Source organism: Haloactinomyces albus (assembly GCF_031458135.1).
Lineage (GTDB): Bacteria > Actinomycetota > Actinomycetes > Mycobacteriales > Pseudonocardiaceae > Haloactinomyces > Haloactinomyces albus.
The window spans coordinates 961,857-978,816 of the sequence record NZ_JAVDXW010000001.1 but is presented as its reverse complement, the minus strand read 5'-3'; the positions used below and the strand labels follow the sequence as shown (position 1 = coordinate 978,816).

The following is a 16,960-nucleotide window of genomic DNA, read 5'->3' as shown; positions in this document are numbered from 1 at the left end:
ACGGACGCCCCTCGTTCATGCGGAGTACGTCATCTCCACGTGCCGCGCAAGCCGTGCACGGCGGGCTGGGATGATGGCCGGGTGATGCGGATCGTGGCAGGCAGCGCAGGCGGACGGAGAATCGAGGTACCGCCGCGCGGTACCAGACCCACTCGGGAGAGGGTTCGGGAGTCCCTGTTCAGCGCCCTCGAATCGGCGCTGGATCTGTCCGGCCTCCGGGTTCTCGACCTCTACGCGGGTTCCGGTGCTCTCGGGCTCGAGGCGCTCTCCCGCGGGGCGGCGCAGGCCACCTTCGTGGAATCCGACCGGCGTGCGGCGCGGCTGCTGCGTCGCAACGCCGAGAAGCTGGGACTGCGGCACGTGCGCATCGAGCAGACGACGGTGGCGGCCGCACTGGCCGCACGGCCACGCGAGCCGTACGACCTCGTGCTCATCGACCCGCCTTATGCCGTGGACTCCGCCCAGTTGAATCAGGAGTACGGCCTGCTGGTCACCCATGGCTGGACCGCCCCGGAAAGCCTGGTGATCGTGGAGCGGCCCGTACAGAGCGACGAGCCCCGATGGCCGGAACCTCTGGTGGTCTCGCGGCACAAGAACTACGGCGACACGGTGGTGTACTGGGCCGTGCACGCAGGCCCGGATGCGGCACTCGACGATGCAATCGAGTGACCCGCACCACCTCGCCCTGAGCGGTGGGGTTCCGTGCTGCTACCGTCTTCGCTCATGAGGCGTGCCGTCTGTCCAGGCTCTTACGACCCGGTCACCAATGGTCATCTGGACATTATCGAGCGAGCAGCGGGCTTGTTCGACGAAGTCGTCATCGCGGTGTTGATCAACAAGAACAAGAACACCCTGTTCGACGTCGACGAGCGGATCGAGATGCTGCGTGAGGTCACCACGCAGTGGCCGCACGTGCGGATCGACTCCTGGCACGGGTTGCTGGTGGATTACTGCCAGGCGCACGGCATCGGCGCGATCGTCAAGGGGCTCCGGGCCGTCAGCGACTTCGACTACGAGCTGCAGATGGCGCAGATGAATCAGCGCCTGTCCGGCGTGGAGACGTTGTTCATGTCGACCAATCCGGAGTACAGCTTCCTGGCGAGTTCTCTGGTCAAAGAGGTCGCCACGTATGGCGGCGATGTGTCGAACCTGCTGCCGCCCAAGATCGAGCAGCGTCTGCTCGACCGACTCGCCGAGCAGGAAGCCGACCGGAAGTAGGGAATCTCCCGGGTTCGGCGACTCGGGAAGACGCTCGAGCGGCTGCTCGGACACGCGGGTGACGGCGATATTCCGCACGGTGCCGTTCGGTACGGGCAAACTGGATCACAGTGGCCGGGTAACGGGGTGATCACCGCCGGCGCGGTGTGTTCTGAGACGCTTGTGCCTCGGAGAGGCCGCCCCGGAAAGCCGGGGAGGTCTGCCCCTCAGGGTGGAGAAGACGGCAGGGAGATCGACGTGTACCGGGTGTTCGAGGCGCTCGACGAGCTCGTGACGATCGTCGAGGAAGCGCGGAGTGTGCCCATGACCTCGGGGTGCGTGGTGCCTCGTGGTGATGTTCTGGAACTGCTCGATGACGTGCGGGATGCCATTCCGTCGGAGCTCGACGACGCTCAGGATGTGCTCGATCACCGGGACGAGGTCGTGTCCAAGGCCCAGACGCAGGCGGACAAGAACCTCACGGACGCGCGCTCCGAGGCGGACAAGACATCCTCCGAGGCAAGGGCCGAAGCCGAGCAGCTCCTCTCCGACGCGCGGGAACGCGCGGAGCGAATCGTCTCCGAGGCGCAGGCGGAGGCCGAGCAGACCATCACCAACGGTCGCCGGGAGTACGAGGACTATGTCAGCCGTGCCCAGTCGGAGGCCGACCGGATGGTGCAGGCGGGTCGCGCCGCCTACGAACAGTCGATCTACGAGGGGAAGTCGGAACAGGCCCGACTCGTCGCCGAGGCCGAGGTCGTGCAGGAGGCGCACACGGAGTCCAAACGGATCGTCGACGAGGCGAATGAGGACGCGGAGCGGCTGCGTAGCGAGTGTGACGCGTACGTCGACTCCCGGCTGGCCGACTTCGAGGATCTGCTCGGACGTACGCTGCGGACGGTGGGTAAGGGCAGACAGCAGTTGCGTAGCCCGATGGGGGCACCGTTCGACTACGAGGATTGGCAACCGTCCGGCAACGGCTCCTCCGGCCGTGAGCACTGAGGATGGCACCGGGGTGATTTCCTTTTCGTCGACCTCGTCGCGTAGCCTGGAAGGGCTGGCCTGGAGCGATCCGCGCCGGAACGGCTTCCCGAGGACGGTTCCCTGCGAATGGTTCCCCGAGAATGGTTCCCGGGAGCGGCTTTCCGGATGATTTACGCGGGCGTGCGGGGTCGGCTGTGCCCATACTGTCCCGGCTCTCGGTCGGGATCCGACGTGCCTACCCGAAACCTGTGATGTCTCAGAACCACGATGGTGAGCGTGCTGCTCGAACCGGCCCCTGGGTGATCGATACCAGGGACTTCGGTCGCCGAGCGGGTGCCAGTCGCAGATACACACGCCGCCCACCGGCTCCTGCCGGTTTCGGACTTGACATGGTCCGGGTTCCGGAAGGCGAGCCGATCGAACTCGACCTGCTGCTGGAAGCAGTGGTGGAAGGCGTGCTGGTGTCCGGGACCGCCCGGGCCTCGCTGACCGGCGAGTGCGCACGATGCCTGGATCCGGTCTCCGACGAGGTCGAGGTCGAGTTCCGGGAACTGTTCGCATATCCGGAGAGCGCCACCGACACCAGCACCGATGAGGACGAGGTCAGCAGGGTCGAGGACGACTTGATCGACCTCGAACCGTTGGTGCGGGATACGGTGCTGACGTCACTGTCGCCCGCGCCGTTGTGCTCGCCGGACTGTCAGGGGCTGTGCGCCGGATGCGGTGTCAAATGGGCCGAACTCGACCCCCAGCATCATCATGAGACGATGGACCCTCGCTGGGCCGCATTGCGTGAGCGGTTCGGCAGGATCGAGGAGGAGAACTAGTCGTGGCTGTTCCGAAGCGCAAGATGTCGCGGTCCAACACCCGTCACCGCCGCTCGCAGTGGAAGGCTTCGGTGCCGACGTTGGTGAAGTGCTCGAACCGCGCCTGCCGTGAGTCGAAGCTGCCGCACGTCGTGTGCCCGTCCTGCGGACAGTATGACGGCCGCCAGGTCGTCGAGCCCGCCTGATAGACGGTCACAATGGGGGGAAAGCAACCCCGGAACCGCGCCGCGGACCGAACCACTCTGATTGAGGCGCTCGGCGTCGATTTCGACGCCGAGCTACTCACTCTTGCTCTCACCCACCGGTCGTATGCGTACGAGAACGGTGGGCTGGAGCCGAACGAACGGCTGGAGTTCCTGGGCGATGCCGTGCTCGGACTGGTGATCACGGATCACCTGTACGGCGATCACCCGGATTTGCCCGAGGGGCAGCTGGCGAAGCTGCGGGCGAGCGTGGTCAACATGCACGCGCTGGCCGGTGTCGCGCGAGAACTCGGCGAGGGCGGACTGGGTGAGTACCTGCTGCTCGGGCGTGGCGAGGAGTTGACCGGAGGCCGGGACAAGGCGAGCATCCTCGCCGACAGTCTGGAGGCCGTGCTGGGTGCGGTGTACCTGCAGCACGGTATCGATGTGGCTCGGTCGGTGATCCACCGGCTGTTTCAGCCGTTGCTGACCGAAGCACCGCAGCTCGGTGCCGGTTTGGACTGGAAGACGAGCCTGCAGGAACTGACGGCGGCTGCCGAACTGGGTGTTCCGGAATACCGCGTGGAGGAGCAGGGGCCGGATCACCGCAAGGAGTTCAGCGCCTTCGTCACGGTGGGTGGCGACGCCCTGGGGCAGGGTTCGGGCCGGACGAAGAAGGACGCGGAGCAGAAGGCCGCCGAGGCTGCCTGGAAGGTGCTGTCCGAGCACGTCAAGCAGGTTGCCGGAAACGCGGGCGAGCCGCCTTCGGCGTGATCGCCGCAGACACCCGCCGGTGGAATGGTCCCGGCGCATGATCGAGGATTGTCGCCCGTGCCCGAGTTACCCGAAGTCGAGGTCGTCCGTCGCGGTGTCGCCGCGCACGTCGTGGACCGCACCGTGGCGGACGTGGAAGTACTGCATCCGCGCGCGGTACGCAAGCACAGCGCCGGGGCCGGTGACTTCGCGACGCGGTTGACGGGTCGCCGCCTGGTGGCGGCCCGGCGCCGTGGCAAGTATCTGTGGCTGGAACTCGGTGATGCGGCCGAAGCCGCGGCGAGCACCGTGGCGGCTTCTCCGAAGGCAGCCGGTGAGGCACTGCTGACGCATCTGGGCATGAGCGGCCAGTTGCGGGTGCAGCCCGAGCACGTACCGGACGAGAAGCACCTACGGGTGCGGTTGCGGTTCGACGGCGGCGGCGACGAGCTACGGTTCGTCGATCAGCGCACGTTCGGGGGGTTGAGCCTGGCCTCGCTCGTGTCCGTGAATGACGTTCTCGTCCCGGCGCCGATCGCCCATATCGCCCCGGATCCACTGGAGCCGGCCTTCGATCGGGAGGCGATCGCCGAGGCGGTGCGGGCCCGGCGCACCGGTATCAAGCGGGCACTGCTCGATCAGTCGCTGATCTCGGGGATCGGCAACATCTATGCGGACGAGGCATTGTGGAGGGCCGGGCTGCACTGGGCACGTCCCACAGCGACCCTGACGCGGCCCGTGGTGCGCAGGCTGCTCGACGCGGTCATCGACGTCATGCACGATGCCCTGCGGGCCGGGGGGACGTCGTTCGATGCGTTGTACGTCAACGTCAACGGTGAGTCCGGATATTTCGATCGATCCCTGGCGGTGTACGGGCAGAGCGGCAGGGAGTGTCCCACCTGCGCCGCCACGGTCCGCCGGGACACCTTCATGAATCGGTCCGCCTACACCTGTCCCGGCTGTCAGCCGACCCCGCGCAACGCGCACTGGTGAGTGGAGTCGGCAGCCTGGCAATCGTGTGTGAGTTTCCTGGCAACGTGCCCTTGATCCGCTCGCTGGAGCGGGTGAATTCGCCGGTCGGAGGCTCTGTTCGTACTGTCCGGGTGCACTGATGCCCAGGCTCTTCCCAGAAAATGTCCAGCAGGTTCGCACTGTGGCCGGGCCTACTGGACATGGCCGGTCCACCCGGATCGGTTCATGGGAAGAGAGGTGATCGCCGGATGGGTACAGCCGCTGCTGCGAGCCATGCGGTTGACGCGGCACGATGGAGCGGAGCGGACGAGCATGATCCCGTTTCGCCCGCTACGGCCACAGTCGATCTCGTCATCCCGGTATACAACGAGGAACGCTCGTTGCCGGGCTGCGTGCAGGTTCTGCACGAGCATTTGCAGAACTGCTTTCCCTTCGACTGGTCCATCACGATCGTGGACAACGCCAGCACCGACCACACGCTGCGGAAGGCGCACGAGCTGGCTGGGGCGACCGAGAGGGTCCGGGTGCTCAGCCTCGAACACAAGGGGCGGGGTCTGGCACTGCGAACAGCGTGGGAACACAGCGATGCCGATGTGGTCGTATACATGGACGTGGACCTGTCCACCGGGTTGAATGCGCTACTGCCCCTGGTGGCACCCCTGGTCAACGGACACTCGGACCTTGCCGTCGGCTCGCGCCTTGCGCCCGGATCGAGGACGGTGCGTGGTGCCCGGCGCGAGTTCGTCTCCCGGTGCTACAACGCGGCCATCCGATGGAGCCATGGGGCACGGTTCTCGGATGCACAGTGCGGCTTCAAGGCAGTACGCACGGACGTGATTCGCCCACTGCTGCCGCACATCCGGGATGACTCGTGGTTTTTCGACACCGAGTTGCTGTTGCTCGCCGAGCACAATGAGCTCCGGGTGCACGAGGTTCCGGTGGACTGGGTGGAGGATGTCGACAGCCGGGTACAGGTGGTCAAAACCGCGGCCGACGACATCGCCGGTCTGGTCCGAGTGGCGCGTGGCAAGGTCCGCGGCACCACCCGGGTGGAGGGACTGCCGCAACGCCCCGAACCGCGTGCCGCACATCCCCGGGCGGTACTCACCAGCAGGGAGGGCGGATTGCTCTGGCAGCTGCTGTCCTTCGGGGTGATCGGGGCTGTGTCCACGGTGTTCACGTCGGTGCTGTACGCGATCTTGCGAACGTGGTGGCCACCACTGGTGGCGAACATGGGGGCGCTGGTGCTCACGACCCTGTGGAACACCGAGGCGAACCGCAGATACACCTTCACCGGGCAGGCGGGTCCCTCCGGGCGGGTCCACCTGCAGGGACTACTGGTGTTCGCCCTCTACTACTCGGTGACCTCGGGCGCATTGCTCGCCTTGCAGGCGATGACTACCGACCCGTCGCGTTGGCTGGAGGTTGCGGTGCTGATCGTGTCCTCGGTCGTCGGTACGGCGCTCAGATTCGTGCTGTTGCGACTTTGGGTCTTTCGGAACAAGGCCGGAGAGGAAAAGAAATGATCACGGCCGCGTCCGGCCCCGACATGACCGGTACCACGGACGCCGATGAGACCGCCGCATCGGATCGGCCCCGAGGTGGAATCCGGTACCGGCTTGCACTGGCGGCTGTCTGCGCCCTCGCCGCCACCCTCTATGCCTGGGGCATCGGCGACTCGTGGGGCAATGCCTACTACTCGGCGGCGGTCAAGTCGATGTCGCAGAGCTTCGAGAACTTCCTGTTCGGTTCGTTCGACGCGGCCGGGGTGATCACCGTCGACAAGCCTCCGATGGCGCTGTGGACGCAGGTCGTCGCGGTGTGGATCCTCGGATACTCCCCGGTCGCGCTGCTGCTTCCCCAAGTGCTGGAAGGTGTGGCCGCGGTGTTGCTGCTGCACCGCACGGTACGCCGGTGGGCGGGTGAGCACGCGGCTCTGACGGCTGCGCTGGTGCTGGCGCTGACCCCCATCACGGTGGCCATCAATCGGGACAACAACCCGGACACCTTGCTCGTGCTGCTCATGGTGGCTGCCGCCTACGCGCTCACACGAGCGGTGCAGGCATCCGCCGACTCGCCCCACAGCAGAACCTCCCGCAGCGGGGCCACCCGGTGGCTGGTGCTGTCGGCCTTCCTGCTCGGCTGCGGGTTCCTCACGAAGATGCTGCAGGCCTGGATCGTCGTCCCGGTGTTCGTGCTGGTCTACCTCGTCGGCAGCAGGGCCGCATGGCCACGGCGATTGCTCGATCTCGGCGCGGCAGCGGTGACACTGCTCGTCGGCTCGTTCTGGTGGGTGGCGGTCACGGCGCTGTGGCCGTCGCCGAAACCCTACATCGGTGGTAGCACCGACGGTACGGCCTGGAATCTGATCATCGGCTACAACGGCCTCGGCAGAATCTTCGGCCAGGGCGTCGGCGGTCCCGGTGGGGGTGCTCCCGCCCTCCCGGAGGAGCTTCCCGCCGGGATGGCCGCACGGATGCAGGGCGGCCCCGGAGGGGGCGGCGGTTTCGGTGGCCGTCCCGGCCCGCTGCGCCTGTTCAACGAGCAGCTCGGAGGGCAGATCGGCTGGTTGTTGCCGTTGAGTGGGCTCGTGCTGATCTCGATGCTGGTCGCCGCCGTCCGCCGAGGGCGTGGCAGCTTTTCGACGGACCGTACGCAGGCGGCCTGCTGGGTACTCTGGGGAGGCTGGCTGCTGCTGGCCGGCCTGGTGTTCAGCTTCGCGGAAGGCACACTGCACCCGTACTACACGACCATGCTCGCGCCCGCCGTGGCAGCTCTCGTCGGGGCTGGTCTGATCCGGTTCCGGGACTGGTATCGGCAATCGTGTGGCTGGGCTTGGCTGCTGTTGCCGCTGGGAGTGGCGGTGACCGTTGTCTGGGCCGTCGTGCTGGTACGACGCCATCCCGACTGGCACGGGTGGACCGCTTACCTGGTCGGGGGAGCCGGAGCGCTCGCTGTTTTGCTGTCGTGCCTCGGACGGTGGTGGTGGCCCCGTGTGGTGGGCCGCTCTGCGCTGGTGCTGAGTCTGATCGCGATCCTGGCCGTGCCCGCCACCTGGTCGGCGACAACCGCATTCGGTGCGAGCGGCGGCGGCATGGGCGGAGTCAATCCGACAGCGGGGCCTGCCACCGGCGGTCCCGGCGGGAGAACGCCGGGTGGTGGGATACCGGATGGACCGAATGCCTCGGACGTCCCCGGCTCGGCGTCCGGGCGAAGCGGCGATGGGGATACCGAAGGACTCCGCGATCCGGCAGCGCTCGAACCTGCGGGAGGTGGCCCGATGGACGGTGGTGCTGGGCTGTCCCGGCAGCAGCAGCGCATCGTGGATCATGTCTCGGAGCAGGCGGGCGATCGGACCATCCCGCTGGCCACCACCGGCGGAGCCATGCGTGCTTCCGGCTACATCATTCATTCGGACCTGACCGTGGTCGGCATGGGTGGATTCACCGGAGCCGACGATGCCCCGACCGTGGCACAGCTGAACCGGTGGCAACACACGGACCAGCTCGGGTTCGTCCTTCTCGGCGGAGGTCCCGGCGGAGGGATGCCGGGCGGTTTCCCCGGCGGTGCGCGATCCGGGGGTCAGGATGGTTCCGCAAGCCCCGGTTCCGGTGCTGCGGGAGTCCCCTCCGGTCCGGAACGTGGCGGCGAGCGTGCGCAGTGGGTCCGAGAGTCCTGCGATCTTGTCGAACCTGCCGCGTACGGCGGTTCGGAGAACTCCGGTGGGAGTTCGGTTCAGCTCTACGATTGCCGGGAATGAACCTGCCGGTGGCGGGCCGTACCGGGTTGCGATACGGCCCGCCACCGCGTGCACCCGTCCATAACGTCAGGAGAGCAGGCAACAGTGACAGGCACCGCGGACCAGGTACCGGCGCGCGTGTTGGTCGTCGACGACGAGCCCAACATTCTCGAATTGCTCTCGGCATCGCTGCGCCTGAGTGGTTTCGAGGTACATGCGGTGGCCGATGGCGCTGAAGCGCTGCGTGCTGCGGAGGAATTCCTGCCGGAGATCGTGGTGCTGGATGTGATGCTGCCCGATGAGGACGGTTTCACCGTCGCACGTCGACTTCGTGCGGAGGGAAATCGTGTGCCGGTGCTGTTTCTGACGGCCCGGGACACGGTCGAGGACCGGATCGAGGGGCTGACGGCTGGTGGGGACGACTATGTCAGCAAACCGTTCAGCCTGGACGAGGTCGTGCTGCGGTTGCAGGCGATCCTGCGGCGGGTCCGGCCGCAGCAGGGGAAGCAGCCGGACGCGCGGCTGCGATATCACGATCTGGAGCTGGACGAGGACACTTACGAGGTACGCCGGGCGGGTAGGTTGGTGAGCTTGTCCCCGACGGAATTCAAACTGCTGCGGTACTTGCTGATCAATGCCGAGAAAGTGGTCAGCAGGGTACAGATCCTGGACCGGGTGTGGAACTACGACTTCGGCGGGGACAGTCGGGTTGTCGAGTCCTACATCAGCTACCTGCGACGCAAGATCGACTTCATGGGTCCGCCGTTGATCCACACCATCCGCGGTATCGGATACATGCTGCGGCTGCGCCCGGAGGACGTCGGTGGGGACGAGGGCGGAGACAACCGAGGAGACAGGAGGTGAGGCGGTTACTGCGTCCCGGAAGTTGGACACTGCGCACACGTCTTGTGCTCGCCCTGCTGTTGCTGACCACTCTCGGACTGGTCACTGTGGGCGGAAGCAGTGCCCTGCTGCTGCACCACTCGCTGGTGGGCAAAGTGGACGAACGACTCGCCGGCCTGGCTCACCCGTGGCGGGAAGGGCAGCCGCCTCCCGAACCGCCCCGACCTCCGTCCGGTGGTGTGGGGGAGCGCGAGCTGCCGACCGACTTCCGCGTGCTGTTCTTCGATTCCGAATATCGTCTGCAGGGAGTGATCGGTCAAGTTCCCGGTGACTCCTCCGCGCCACGGGTCGCGCCGACGAGGATGCGCGCGCTGTGCGAGCAGGGCGGGGCCATCACCGTTCCCGATACCGCAGGCGGTGCTCCGTGGCGGCTGCGCTGCGAGATCCTGCCCGAGGGCGATGTGATCGGAGTGGCGCTGTCGCTGGTCGGCGTCCAGGCCACCGTCAACCGGCTGGTGATGATCGAGGTGATCGTCGGCACGGCCGTCCTGATCGTCCTGGCGGTCGTGGCCGCGGTGGTGGTGCGCATGGGGCTGCTGCCGCTGAGCCGTATCGAACAGACGGCGGAGACGATCGCCGGAGGCGACTTCGACCGTCGGGTCCCCGAGCATGATTCCCGGACCGAGCCGGGTCGGCTGGCGGCGGCGTTGAACACGATGTTGGAGCGTCTGTCCGAGGCCCGCCACGAACGTGAGCAGTCCGAGCAGCGGTTGCGGCATTTCGTGGCCGACGCCTCGCACGAGCTGCGCACGCCGTTGACCTCGATCCGCGGTTTCGCCGAGCTCTACCGCCAGGGCGGTGCTGATGAACCGGAGGATGTGGCACGGCTGATGTCGCGGATCGAGCAGGAATCCCAACGGATGGGCACTCTGGTCGAGGACCTGTTGCTGCTGGCACGGCTGGACCGGGCTCGTTCGCTGGAGCTCGGTGATCTCGATCTGGTTCCGTTGCTCGACGACGTGGTTCACGATGCGCGCACCCGCGCACCCGAGCGGCGGATTGCGGTTTCGTTGCCGGATCCCCCCGTCCGTATCCCGGCCGACCGGAATCGCCTGCGGCAGGTTCTGGACAACATCCTGACCAACGCCCTCGTGCACACTCCGCCGGAGGCGAGTATCCGGATGAGCGCCGGTTACGGCACGGTCCGGGAGAGGGAGCCGGTGGCTGCCACCGGCTCCGACCTCGTGCCCGGTACGCGGTTGGCCGTGGTGGAGATCGGTGATGACGGTCCCGGCATCGCCACCGAGCACGCAGGCAGGATTTTCGACCGTTTCTATCGGGTGGCCGACGGACGTGGGAGGGCCACCGGTGGTACGGGGTTGGGGCTGGCTATCGCGGCGGCTGTCGTGGGGGCGCACGGCGGCCGGATCGAATTGTTCAGCGCCACCGGAGAGGGCACGGTGTTCCGGGTGCTGTTGCCGTTGACGTGAGACCACCGAAAATCGACACAGCCCCGGTCGGTCGCGTGCACCGCTCGGTATCCTCGAACCGATGCGCGGAGAACCGGTGGTCCATGGTGGCGGGCTCCTCGGTCTGGTCGAGCGTGCCCGCGTGCTGGCTTCCTGCGGACAGCGACGGATCCTCGGAATCGCCGGTGCTCCCGGTGCCGGCAAGGGGACGGTCGCCGGGAAGGTGCTGGACGAACTCGGTGCTTCGGCCGTGCTGGTACCGATGGACGGATTTCATCTCGCGGAGAGGCAACTGCACCGGCTCGGCAGGCAGCACCGCAAGGGAGCGCCGGACACCTTTGACGTGGCGGGCTACCTCGCCTTGCTACGGCGTCTCCGGGAGCCGGACGCCGAGGTGGTGTACGCACCGGAGTTCCACCGCGAGTTCGAGGAGTCGTTCGCGGGGGCGATCGCCGTGCCACCGGAGATACCGCTGGTGATCACCGAAGGAAACTACCTGCTGCTCGACAGCGACCCGTGGTCGCAGGTGCGGGATCTGCTGGACGAGGCGTGGTTCCTCGCGCCGGACGAGGACAGCCGCCTCGACCGGCTCATCGCCCGCCATGTTCACCACGGCAAGTCTCCCGGGCAGGCGCGGGAGTGGGTGCAGCGCAGCGACGAGAGCAACGCCGCGCTCGTCGCCCCCACCCGAGCACGCGCCGACGTTCTCGTCCGTGGCGACCCGGCATAGCGGCACGCCCGCAAAGCCTCACCGCTGATCGAGCTCGGCGCGGACATCGTCGGGAATGCGACCGGTGTGGTCGATCGGAGTCCACGGTTCGGTGCGGATCCACTGTGAGCCGCATCCGCGGCAGGCCAGCAACGGAAGGCCGTCGAGCTCCGCGGGCGTGCGGTGCCAGGAACACAACGACCGGCAGGCATGAGCGGCCGGCTCGCTCATCGGGTAGGCAGATCCTTGGAATCTTTTTTCTCCGATGATGTTTCCGGAGCCGGAGGATCGGTGGTCGTGGTGGTGCCGGTCGTGGTGGTGCCGGTCGTAGTTGTTGTGGTGGTGCCGGTCGTGGTGGTGCCGGTCGTAGTTGTTGTGGTGGTGCCGGTCGTAGTCGTATCCGTGGTGGTTGGAGTTGGTGCAGGAGGCTCAGATCTCGGTGGCTTCGGTGCCCCGGGCGGTTGCGGGTTGCCCGGAGCAGGAGTCGGCGACCTGTGTCCGTCGTGATTCGTTTCCCGCGCGTCCTCGTCACCGGAGCTTCGGGTAATCGAGGAGAACCAGGTCATCCCACGAGTTCGTGCCGAGGTCGGGGACACGGGTGCGAAACGTCCGGTCGAAGCCGGGGCCGAGCTCGTGGTGCTGCGGGCGACCACGTTCGGATCGACCATGATGTTCGGCGTGGCGGTGCTGTGCCGGACAGCGGGCAGGGCCATCGCGGCGATCGTGGCGAATCCGGTGGCGACCACCATGCCTGCGCCTGCGAGGACGACCAGGCGCTTCGGCCGGGCGTCGGGATCTTCGTACTGCATCGCGTCCATCGGTGTCCCACTCGTGTGAGCCTGTGTTGCAGGATCCGGGATTTCGGGCGGGCACCCGCGGTAGGCACGAGGTGCTCGCGACGGCCGTCTTCGGTGTTGGGAGGTGTCGCGTTCGCAATACGGTAGCGATCAGGTGACTCCCGAGTGTGCGGGGGCGGTCCTTCGCAGTGCGGCGGGTTGATTCGCCCCGCCCGATGTCGATCTTGCCTCGATGAACGACATGTGAGCTGACCAGGACAGAGGATCAAGTCGGTTATCCGGCATCATGTCGGATGTGACGGATACGGAATCGATTCGACTGACCGCCTGGGTACACGGCCGCGTACAGGGCGTGGGGTTCCGATGGTGGACCCGTGCGCGGGCACTTGAACTGGGGTTGATCGGCAGCGCCACCAACCTGCCCGCCAACAGGGTCGAGATCGTCGCCGAAGGTCCTCGTGCTGCCTGTGAACAGCTTCTCGATACTCTGCGTTCGGATGCGGCACCGGGCGAAGTGGAGTATGTCGCAGAGCAGTGGTCGCAACCGAAAGGCGACCTGTCCGGGTTCGTGGAGCGGTGAGCAGCGGATACCTTCCGGCGCTCCGTGCGGTTGCGCGAAGATGCGAGCACGGTCACCGGTAGGCTTTGCCGCACGGTGTGCTCACCGTGCGCAGTCCTCGCCTCGCGGGAAGGTCCTTGAGAAGCCGTGCACTTGAAGAGCCTCACCCTCAAAGGGTTCAAGTCCTTCGTCTCGGCCACCACCCTGCGCTTCGAGCCGGGTATCACCTGCGTGGTCGGACCGAACGGTTCGGGCAAGTCCAACGTGCTCGACGCGCTGACCTGGGTGATGGGGGAGCAGGGTGCCAAGGCACTGCGCGGCGGCAAGATGGAGGACGTCATCTTCGCGGGCACCTCCGGGCGGGCACCGCTGGGCCGTGCCGAGGTCACGCTGACCATCGACAACGCCGATGGCGCGCTGCCGATCGACTACACCGAGGTCTCCATCACCCGGCGGATGTTCCGGGACGGTGCCAGCGAGTACGAACTCAACGGAAGTTCGTGCAGGCTGCGGGATGTACAGGAGCTGCTGTCGGACTCCGGTATCGGCCGTGAGATGCACGTCATCGTGGGTCAGGGCCAGCTCGCAGGCATCCTGCAGGCCAAGCCGGAGGAGCACCGCAAGCTCATCGAAGAGGCCGCAGGCGTGCTCAAGCACCGCAAGCGCAAGGAAAAGGCGCTGCGCAAGCTCGATGCGATGCAGGCGAACCTCACCCGCCTGACCGACCTGACCAGCGAACTCCGCAGGCAGCTCAAACCGCTCGGCAAGCAGGCCGAGATCGCGCGGAAGGCCCAGTCGGTGCAGGCCGAGCTTCGGGACGCCCGGCTGCGCCTGATCGCCGATGATCTGGTGACGGCCCGTGCCGAACTTGCCCGCGACGAGGCCGATCAGGAGGCCGCGCGTGCCCGGCGCACCGAGGTCGAGCGTGCTCTGCAGTACGCCCAGTCGGAAGAGAAGACCCTGCAGGAACAGGTGTCCGCCGATGCCCCGAGACTGGCTCGCGCGCAGGACACCTGGTACCGGCTCTCGGCGCTCGAGGAACGCTTGAACGGCACGCTGCGTCTGGCCGCCGAGCGGCACAAGCACCTGACGGCGCAGCACGAGGAACAACGCAGCGGCCGTGATCCCGATGATCTGGAGCGCGAGGCCGAGGAGGTGGCCGAGCGCGAGGCCACGTTCCAGGACGAGGCGCAGCATGCCCGGGACACCCTTGCCGACGTGGTGCAGCGACGTTCCGACCTGGAGTCGGCGTTGCAGGAGGCGGAGCGTGCGCACATGGCGGCGGTCCGGGCCATCGCGGACCGCAGGGAGGGTGTGGCTCGCCTGTCGGGGCAGGTCGAATCCACCCGCAGCAAGGTCGGTGCGACGGCGGACGAGATCGAGCGGCTGTCCGCATCACTGACCGAGGCGAGCGAGCGCGCCGAGGTCGCTCAACGGGCCTATGACGACGCCGAAGCGGAAAACGGCGGCCAGGATTCCGAGGACGCCGGCATCGAGGAGCGTCATACGAATGCGGGACAGGCACGGGACGCGGCGCAGGCGCGGGTGGAAGAACTCGTACGGGCCGAGCGTGCCACCGAACAGGAGATCGCCTCCTGGAAAGCCAGAGTCCAAGCTCTGTCAATGGGTCTGCACCGTAAGGACGGTGCCGGTGCGCTGATGGCGGCCGGTGAGCGGATTCCGGGGTTGCTCGGTTCCGTGGCTTCGCTGCTCACGGTGGAATCGGGTGCCGAGGCGGCGCTGGCGGCTGCTCTCGGAACGGTGGCCGATGCCGTCGCCGTCAGCGGCGTCGACGATGCCGTTTCCGCGCTGGAAGTACTCAAAACCGATGATGCGGGCCGCTCCGGTGTGCTGGTGGGGGAGCCCACTGTGGTGACCGATCGGAAACAGTGGCCGGAACTGGGCGGAAACGCTCGCTGGGCGGTCGACCTCGTGACCGCGCCGGAAGCACTGCGCCCGGCCGTGGCAGGTGCCCTGGACCGGATGGCGGTCGTCGACGGGTTGCCGGACGCTGCCGAGCTGGTGCGGCGTCATCCGGAAGTGCGGGCCGTGACCGCGGACGGAGACGTGCTCGGCGGACACTGGGCCATGGGCGGTTCCGATACCACCGGTGGCGGACAAAGCACCATCGAGGTTCAAGCGGCCGTGGACGAGGCCGAGCAGGAACTTGCTGCCGCCCAGCGGCGTCTGGAGCAGCATTCGGCGGCGCTGGAGGGCGCCCGTGCCGAGGAGCAGGCTCGCGAGGACGAGGTGCGTGCCGCACAGGAGCAGATCAACGAGGCCAAGGTCCGTGCGGCGCGGAGCTCGGAACGCCTGTCCAGCCTCGAGCGGGCAGCCCGTTCGGCTGCGGGTGAGGTCGAGCGCTTGCAGCAGCAGCGTGACAAGGTGGAGCGGTCCCGCGCGGAGGCACTGACCAAGCTCGCCGAACTGGAGGAACGGCTGGAAGTCGTCCAGTCGGAACAGGACGAGCAGGAAGAGCCCGACACGGCCGAGCGCGATCGGCTCGGCGAGGAGCTGACGGCGGTCCGGCAGGAGGAGATGGACGCCCGCCTCGGTGTGCGTACTGCGGAGGAACGGGCCCGCGCCGTGCAGGGCAAAGCCGATCAACTGCGCCGCGCCGCGCACCACGAGCGCGAGGTCCGGGCACGTGCCGAAGCCGCGCGCAAGGCGAGGGAGCACGGTGCACGGGTGGCGAGCACCGTCATCGCCGGCTGTGAGACCGCGCTGGAACGCATCGCGAATTCGCTCCGGGCGGCGACCGAGGAACGCGACACCGCGCAGGCTCAGCAGACCGAGCATGAGCAGTCCCTCAACGCGGTGCGTAACCGAGTGCGGGAGTTGTCGGGCGAGCTGGAAAAACTCACCGACGCGGTGCATCGTGACGAGGTCGTGCGCGCCGAGCAGCGACTCCGCATCGAGCAACTCGAATCCAAGATCATCGAGGATTTCGGGGTCGGGCTCGACGACCTGCTCGAGGAGTACGGGCCGACCGTGCCGGTGCCGCCGAGCCCGGCGGAGATGGCCGAGTACGAGGCCGCCAAGGAGCGCGGTGACCAGGTCGGTGAGCCGCCCTCGGTGCCCTACGATCGCGATACTCAGCAGCGGCGGGCCGAACGTGCGGAGAAGGATCTCGCCTCGCTGGGCAAGGTGAATCCCCTCGCTCTGGAGGAGTACGCCGCTCTCGAGGAGCGCTATAAGTACCTGTCCAACCAGCTCGAGGATCTGAAGGCCACCCGCCGGGACCTGCTTGATGTGGTCAAGGAGGTCGACGAGAAGATCCTGGAGGTTTTCTCCGCTGCCTACGAGGATGTGGCCGCCGAGTTCCAGAAGGTCTTCTCGGTGTTGTTTCCCGGCGGCGAGGGACGCCTCGTGCTCACCGATCCGGACGACATGCTCACCACCGGGGTCGAGGTCGAGGCCCGTCCGCCGGGCAAGAAGGTCAAGCGGTTGTCGCTGCTGTCCGGCGGGGAGAAGTCGCTGACAGCGGTGGCGATGCTGGTGGCGATCTTCCGGGCGCGCCCGTCCCCGTTCTATGTGCTCGACGAGGTCGAGGCCGCGCTGGATGACACCAATCTGCGGCGACTGATCGGTCTGCTCGACCAGCTCCGGCAGACTTCCCAGTTGCTCATCATCACGCACCAGAAGCCCACGATGGAGATCGCCGACGCGCTGTACGGCGTGAGCATGCGTGGCGATGGCATCACCACGGTGATCTCACAGCGTCTCGGTTCGTCCGAGGGGGACGACTCCGGCGCGGAGACGGTCGAGGGGCCGGTGGGCATGGCAGCAGGAACGGAGCAGTCCGATTCCGCGTAGTGCCGGACGGAATGGTTCCCGAAGCCGATGGTGCGATTGCGCGCCCGTTCCGACATCGCTCCCGATCCCGGTGTCCTGCTTTCCGGATATATCGGCCAGGAGGGATTCCGGGC

General features: G+C 67.2%; 16 protein-coding genes. 14 read left to right on the top strand and 2 right to left on the bottom strand.

Annotated features, from left to right (window positions below; genetic code table 11):
* Positions 1 to 81 precede the first annotated feature (81 nt).
* The 12 genes from rsmD to JOF55_RS04495 all read left to right on the top strand — a co-directional run bounded on the left by rsmD (position 82) and on the right by JOF55_RS04495 (position 11,696).
* Positions 82 to 669 (top strand): 16S rRNA (guanine(966)-N(2))-methyltransferase RsmD, encoded by a 588-nt coding sequence (gene rsmD, locus JOF55_RS04550; RefSeq protein ID WP_374727391.1) that lies wholly within the window; start codon positions 82 to 84, stop codon positions 667 to 669.
* 54 nt (positions 670 to 723) lie between these two features.
* A complete protein-coding gene (gene coaD, locus JOF55_RS04545) occupies positions 724 to 1,218 on the top strand; it encodes a pantetheine-phosphate adenylyltransferase (protein WP_310270039.1) in 495 nt (164 codons plus the stop codon).
* Positions 1,219 to 1,455: 237 nt separating this feature from the next.
* Positions 1,456 to 2,199: a DivIVA domain-containing protein gene (locus JOF55_RS04540; protein ID WP_310270037.1), complete on the top strand. Its 744-nt coding sequence runs from the start codon at positions 1,456 to 1,458 to the stop codon at positions 2,197 to 2,199.
* Between the two features lie 233 nt (positions 2,200 to 2,432).
* Positions 2,433 to 3,008: a YceD family protein gene (locus tag JOF55_RS04535; RefSeq protein WP_374727390.1), complete on the top strand. Its 576-nt coding sequence runs from the start codon at positions 2,433 to 2,435 to the stop codon at positions 3,006 to 3,008.
* A gap of 2 nt (positions 3,009 to 3,010) precedes the next feature.
* Positions 3,011 to 3,193 (top strand): 50S ribosomal protein L32, encoded by a 183-nt coding sequence (rpmF, locus tag JOF55_RS04530; protein ID WP_310270031.1) that lies wholly within the window; start codon positions 3,011 to 3,013, stop codon positions 3,191 to 3,193.
* Positions 3,194 to 3,205: 12 nt separating this feature from the next.
* Entirely contained in the window at positions 3,206 to 3,964 is a 759-nt protein-coding gene (rnc, locus tag JOF55_RS04525; RefSeq protein ID WP_310270026.1) for a ribonuclease III, read from the top strand.
* A 57-nt stretch (positions 3,965 to 4,021) separates the two neighbouring features.
* Positions 4,022 to 4,936, top strand: coding sequence for a bifunctional DNA-formamidopyrimidine glycosylase/DNA-(apurinic or apyrimidinic site) lyase (gene mutM / locus JOF55_RS04520; protein ID WP_310270023.1), 915 nt, complete (start codon positions 4,022 to 4,024; stop codon positions 4,934 to 4,936).
* Between the two features lie 227 nt (positions 4,937 to 5,163).
* Positions 5,164 to 6,441, top strand: a complete 1,278-nt coding sequence (locus JOF55_RS04515) for a bifunctional glycosyltransferase family 2/GtrA family protein (protein WP_310270021.1) — start codon at positions 5,164 to 5,166, stop codon at positions 6,439 to 6,441.
* Positions 6,438 to 8,675, top strand: a complete 2,238-nt coding sequence (locus JOF55_RS04510) for an ArnT family glycosyltransferase (protein WP_310270019.1) — start codon at positions 6,438 to 6,440, stop codon at positions 8,673 to 8,675. Before JOF55_RS04515 ends, JOF55_RS04510 begins: the two co-directional genes overlap by 4 nt.
* An 84-nt stretch (positions 8,676 to 8,759) precedes the next feature.
* A complete protein-coding gene (locus tag JOF55_RS04505; protein WP_310270017.1) occupies positions 8,760 to 9,518 on the top strand; it encodes a response regulator transcription factor in 759 nt (252 codons plus the stop codon).
* Entirely contained in the window at positions 9,515 to 10,987 is a 1,473-nt protein-coding gene (locus JOF55_RS04500) for a sensor histidine kinase (protein ID WP_310270014.1), read from the top strand. Before JOF55_RS04505 ends, JOF55_RS04500 begins: the two co-directional genes overlap by 4 nt.
* A gap of 61 nt (positions 10,988 to 11,048) precedes the next feature.
* Positions 11,049 to 11,696, top strand: a complete 648-nt coding sequence (locus tag JOF55_RS04495; RefSeq protein WP_310270011.1) for a nucleoside/nucleotide kinase family protein — start codon at positions 11,049 to 11,051, stop codon at positions 11,694 to 11,696.
* Positions 11,697 to 11,714: 18 nt separating this feature from the next.
* Here JOF55_RS04495 and JOF55_RS04490 read toward each other — a convergent pair whose 3' ends face one another.
* The gene (locus JOF55_RS04490) at positions 11,715 to 11,906 is read right to left on the bottom strand and encodes a hypothetical protein (RefSeq protein WP_310270008.1); all 192 of its coding nucleotides are present in this window, start codon (positions 11,904 to 11,906) and stop codon (positions 11,715 to 11,717) included.
* The gene (locus JOF55_RS04485) at positions 11,903 to 12,493 is read right to left on the bottom strand and encodes a hypothetical protein (protein WP_310270006.1); all 591 of its coding nucleotides are present in this window, start codon (positions 12,491 to 12,493) and stop codon (positions 11,903 to 11,905) included. Before JOF55_RS04485 ends, JOF55_RS04490 begins: the two co-directional genes overlap by 4 nt.
* 265 nt (positions 12,494 to 12,758) lie before the next feature.
* On the opposite strand from JOF55_RS04485, the gene JOF55_RS04480 reads away from it, so the two are divergent.
* Both JOF55_RS04480 and smc read left to right on the top strand, forming a co-directional pair.
* Positions 12,759 to 13,052: an acylphosphatase gene (locus tag JOF55_RS04480; protein WP_310270003.1), complete on the top strand. Its 294-nt coding sequence runs from the start codon at positions 12,759 to 12,761 to the stop codon at positions 13,050 to 13,052.
* A 126-nt stretch (positions 13,053 to 13,178) separates the two neighbouring features.
* Positions 13,179 to 16,847 (top strand): chromosome segregation protein SMC, encoded by a 3,669-nt coding sequence (gene smc, locus JOF55_RS04475; RefSeq protein WP_310269998.1) that lies wholly within the window; start codon positions 13,179 to 13,181, stop codon positions 16,845 to 16,847.
* The last annotated feature ends 113 nt before the right edge of the window (positions 16,848 to 16,960 follow it).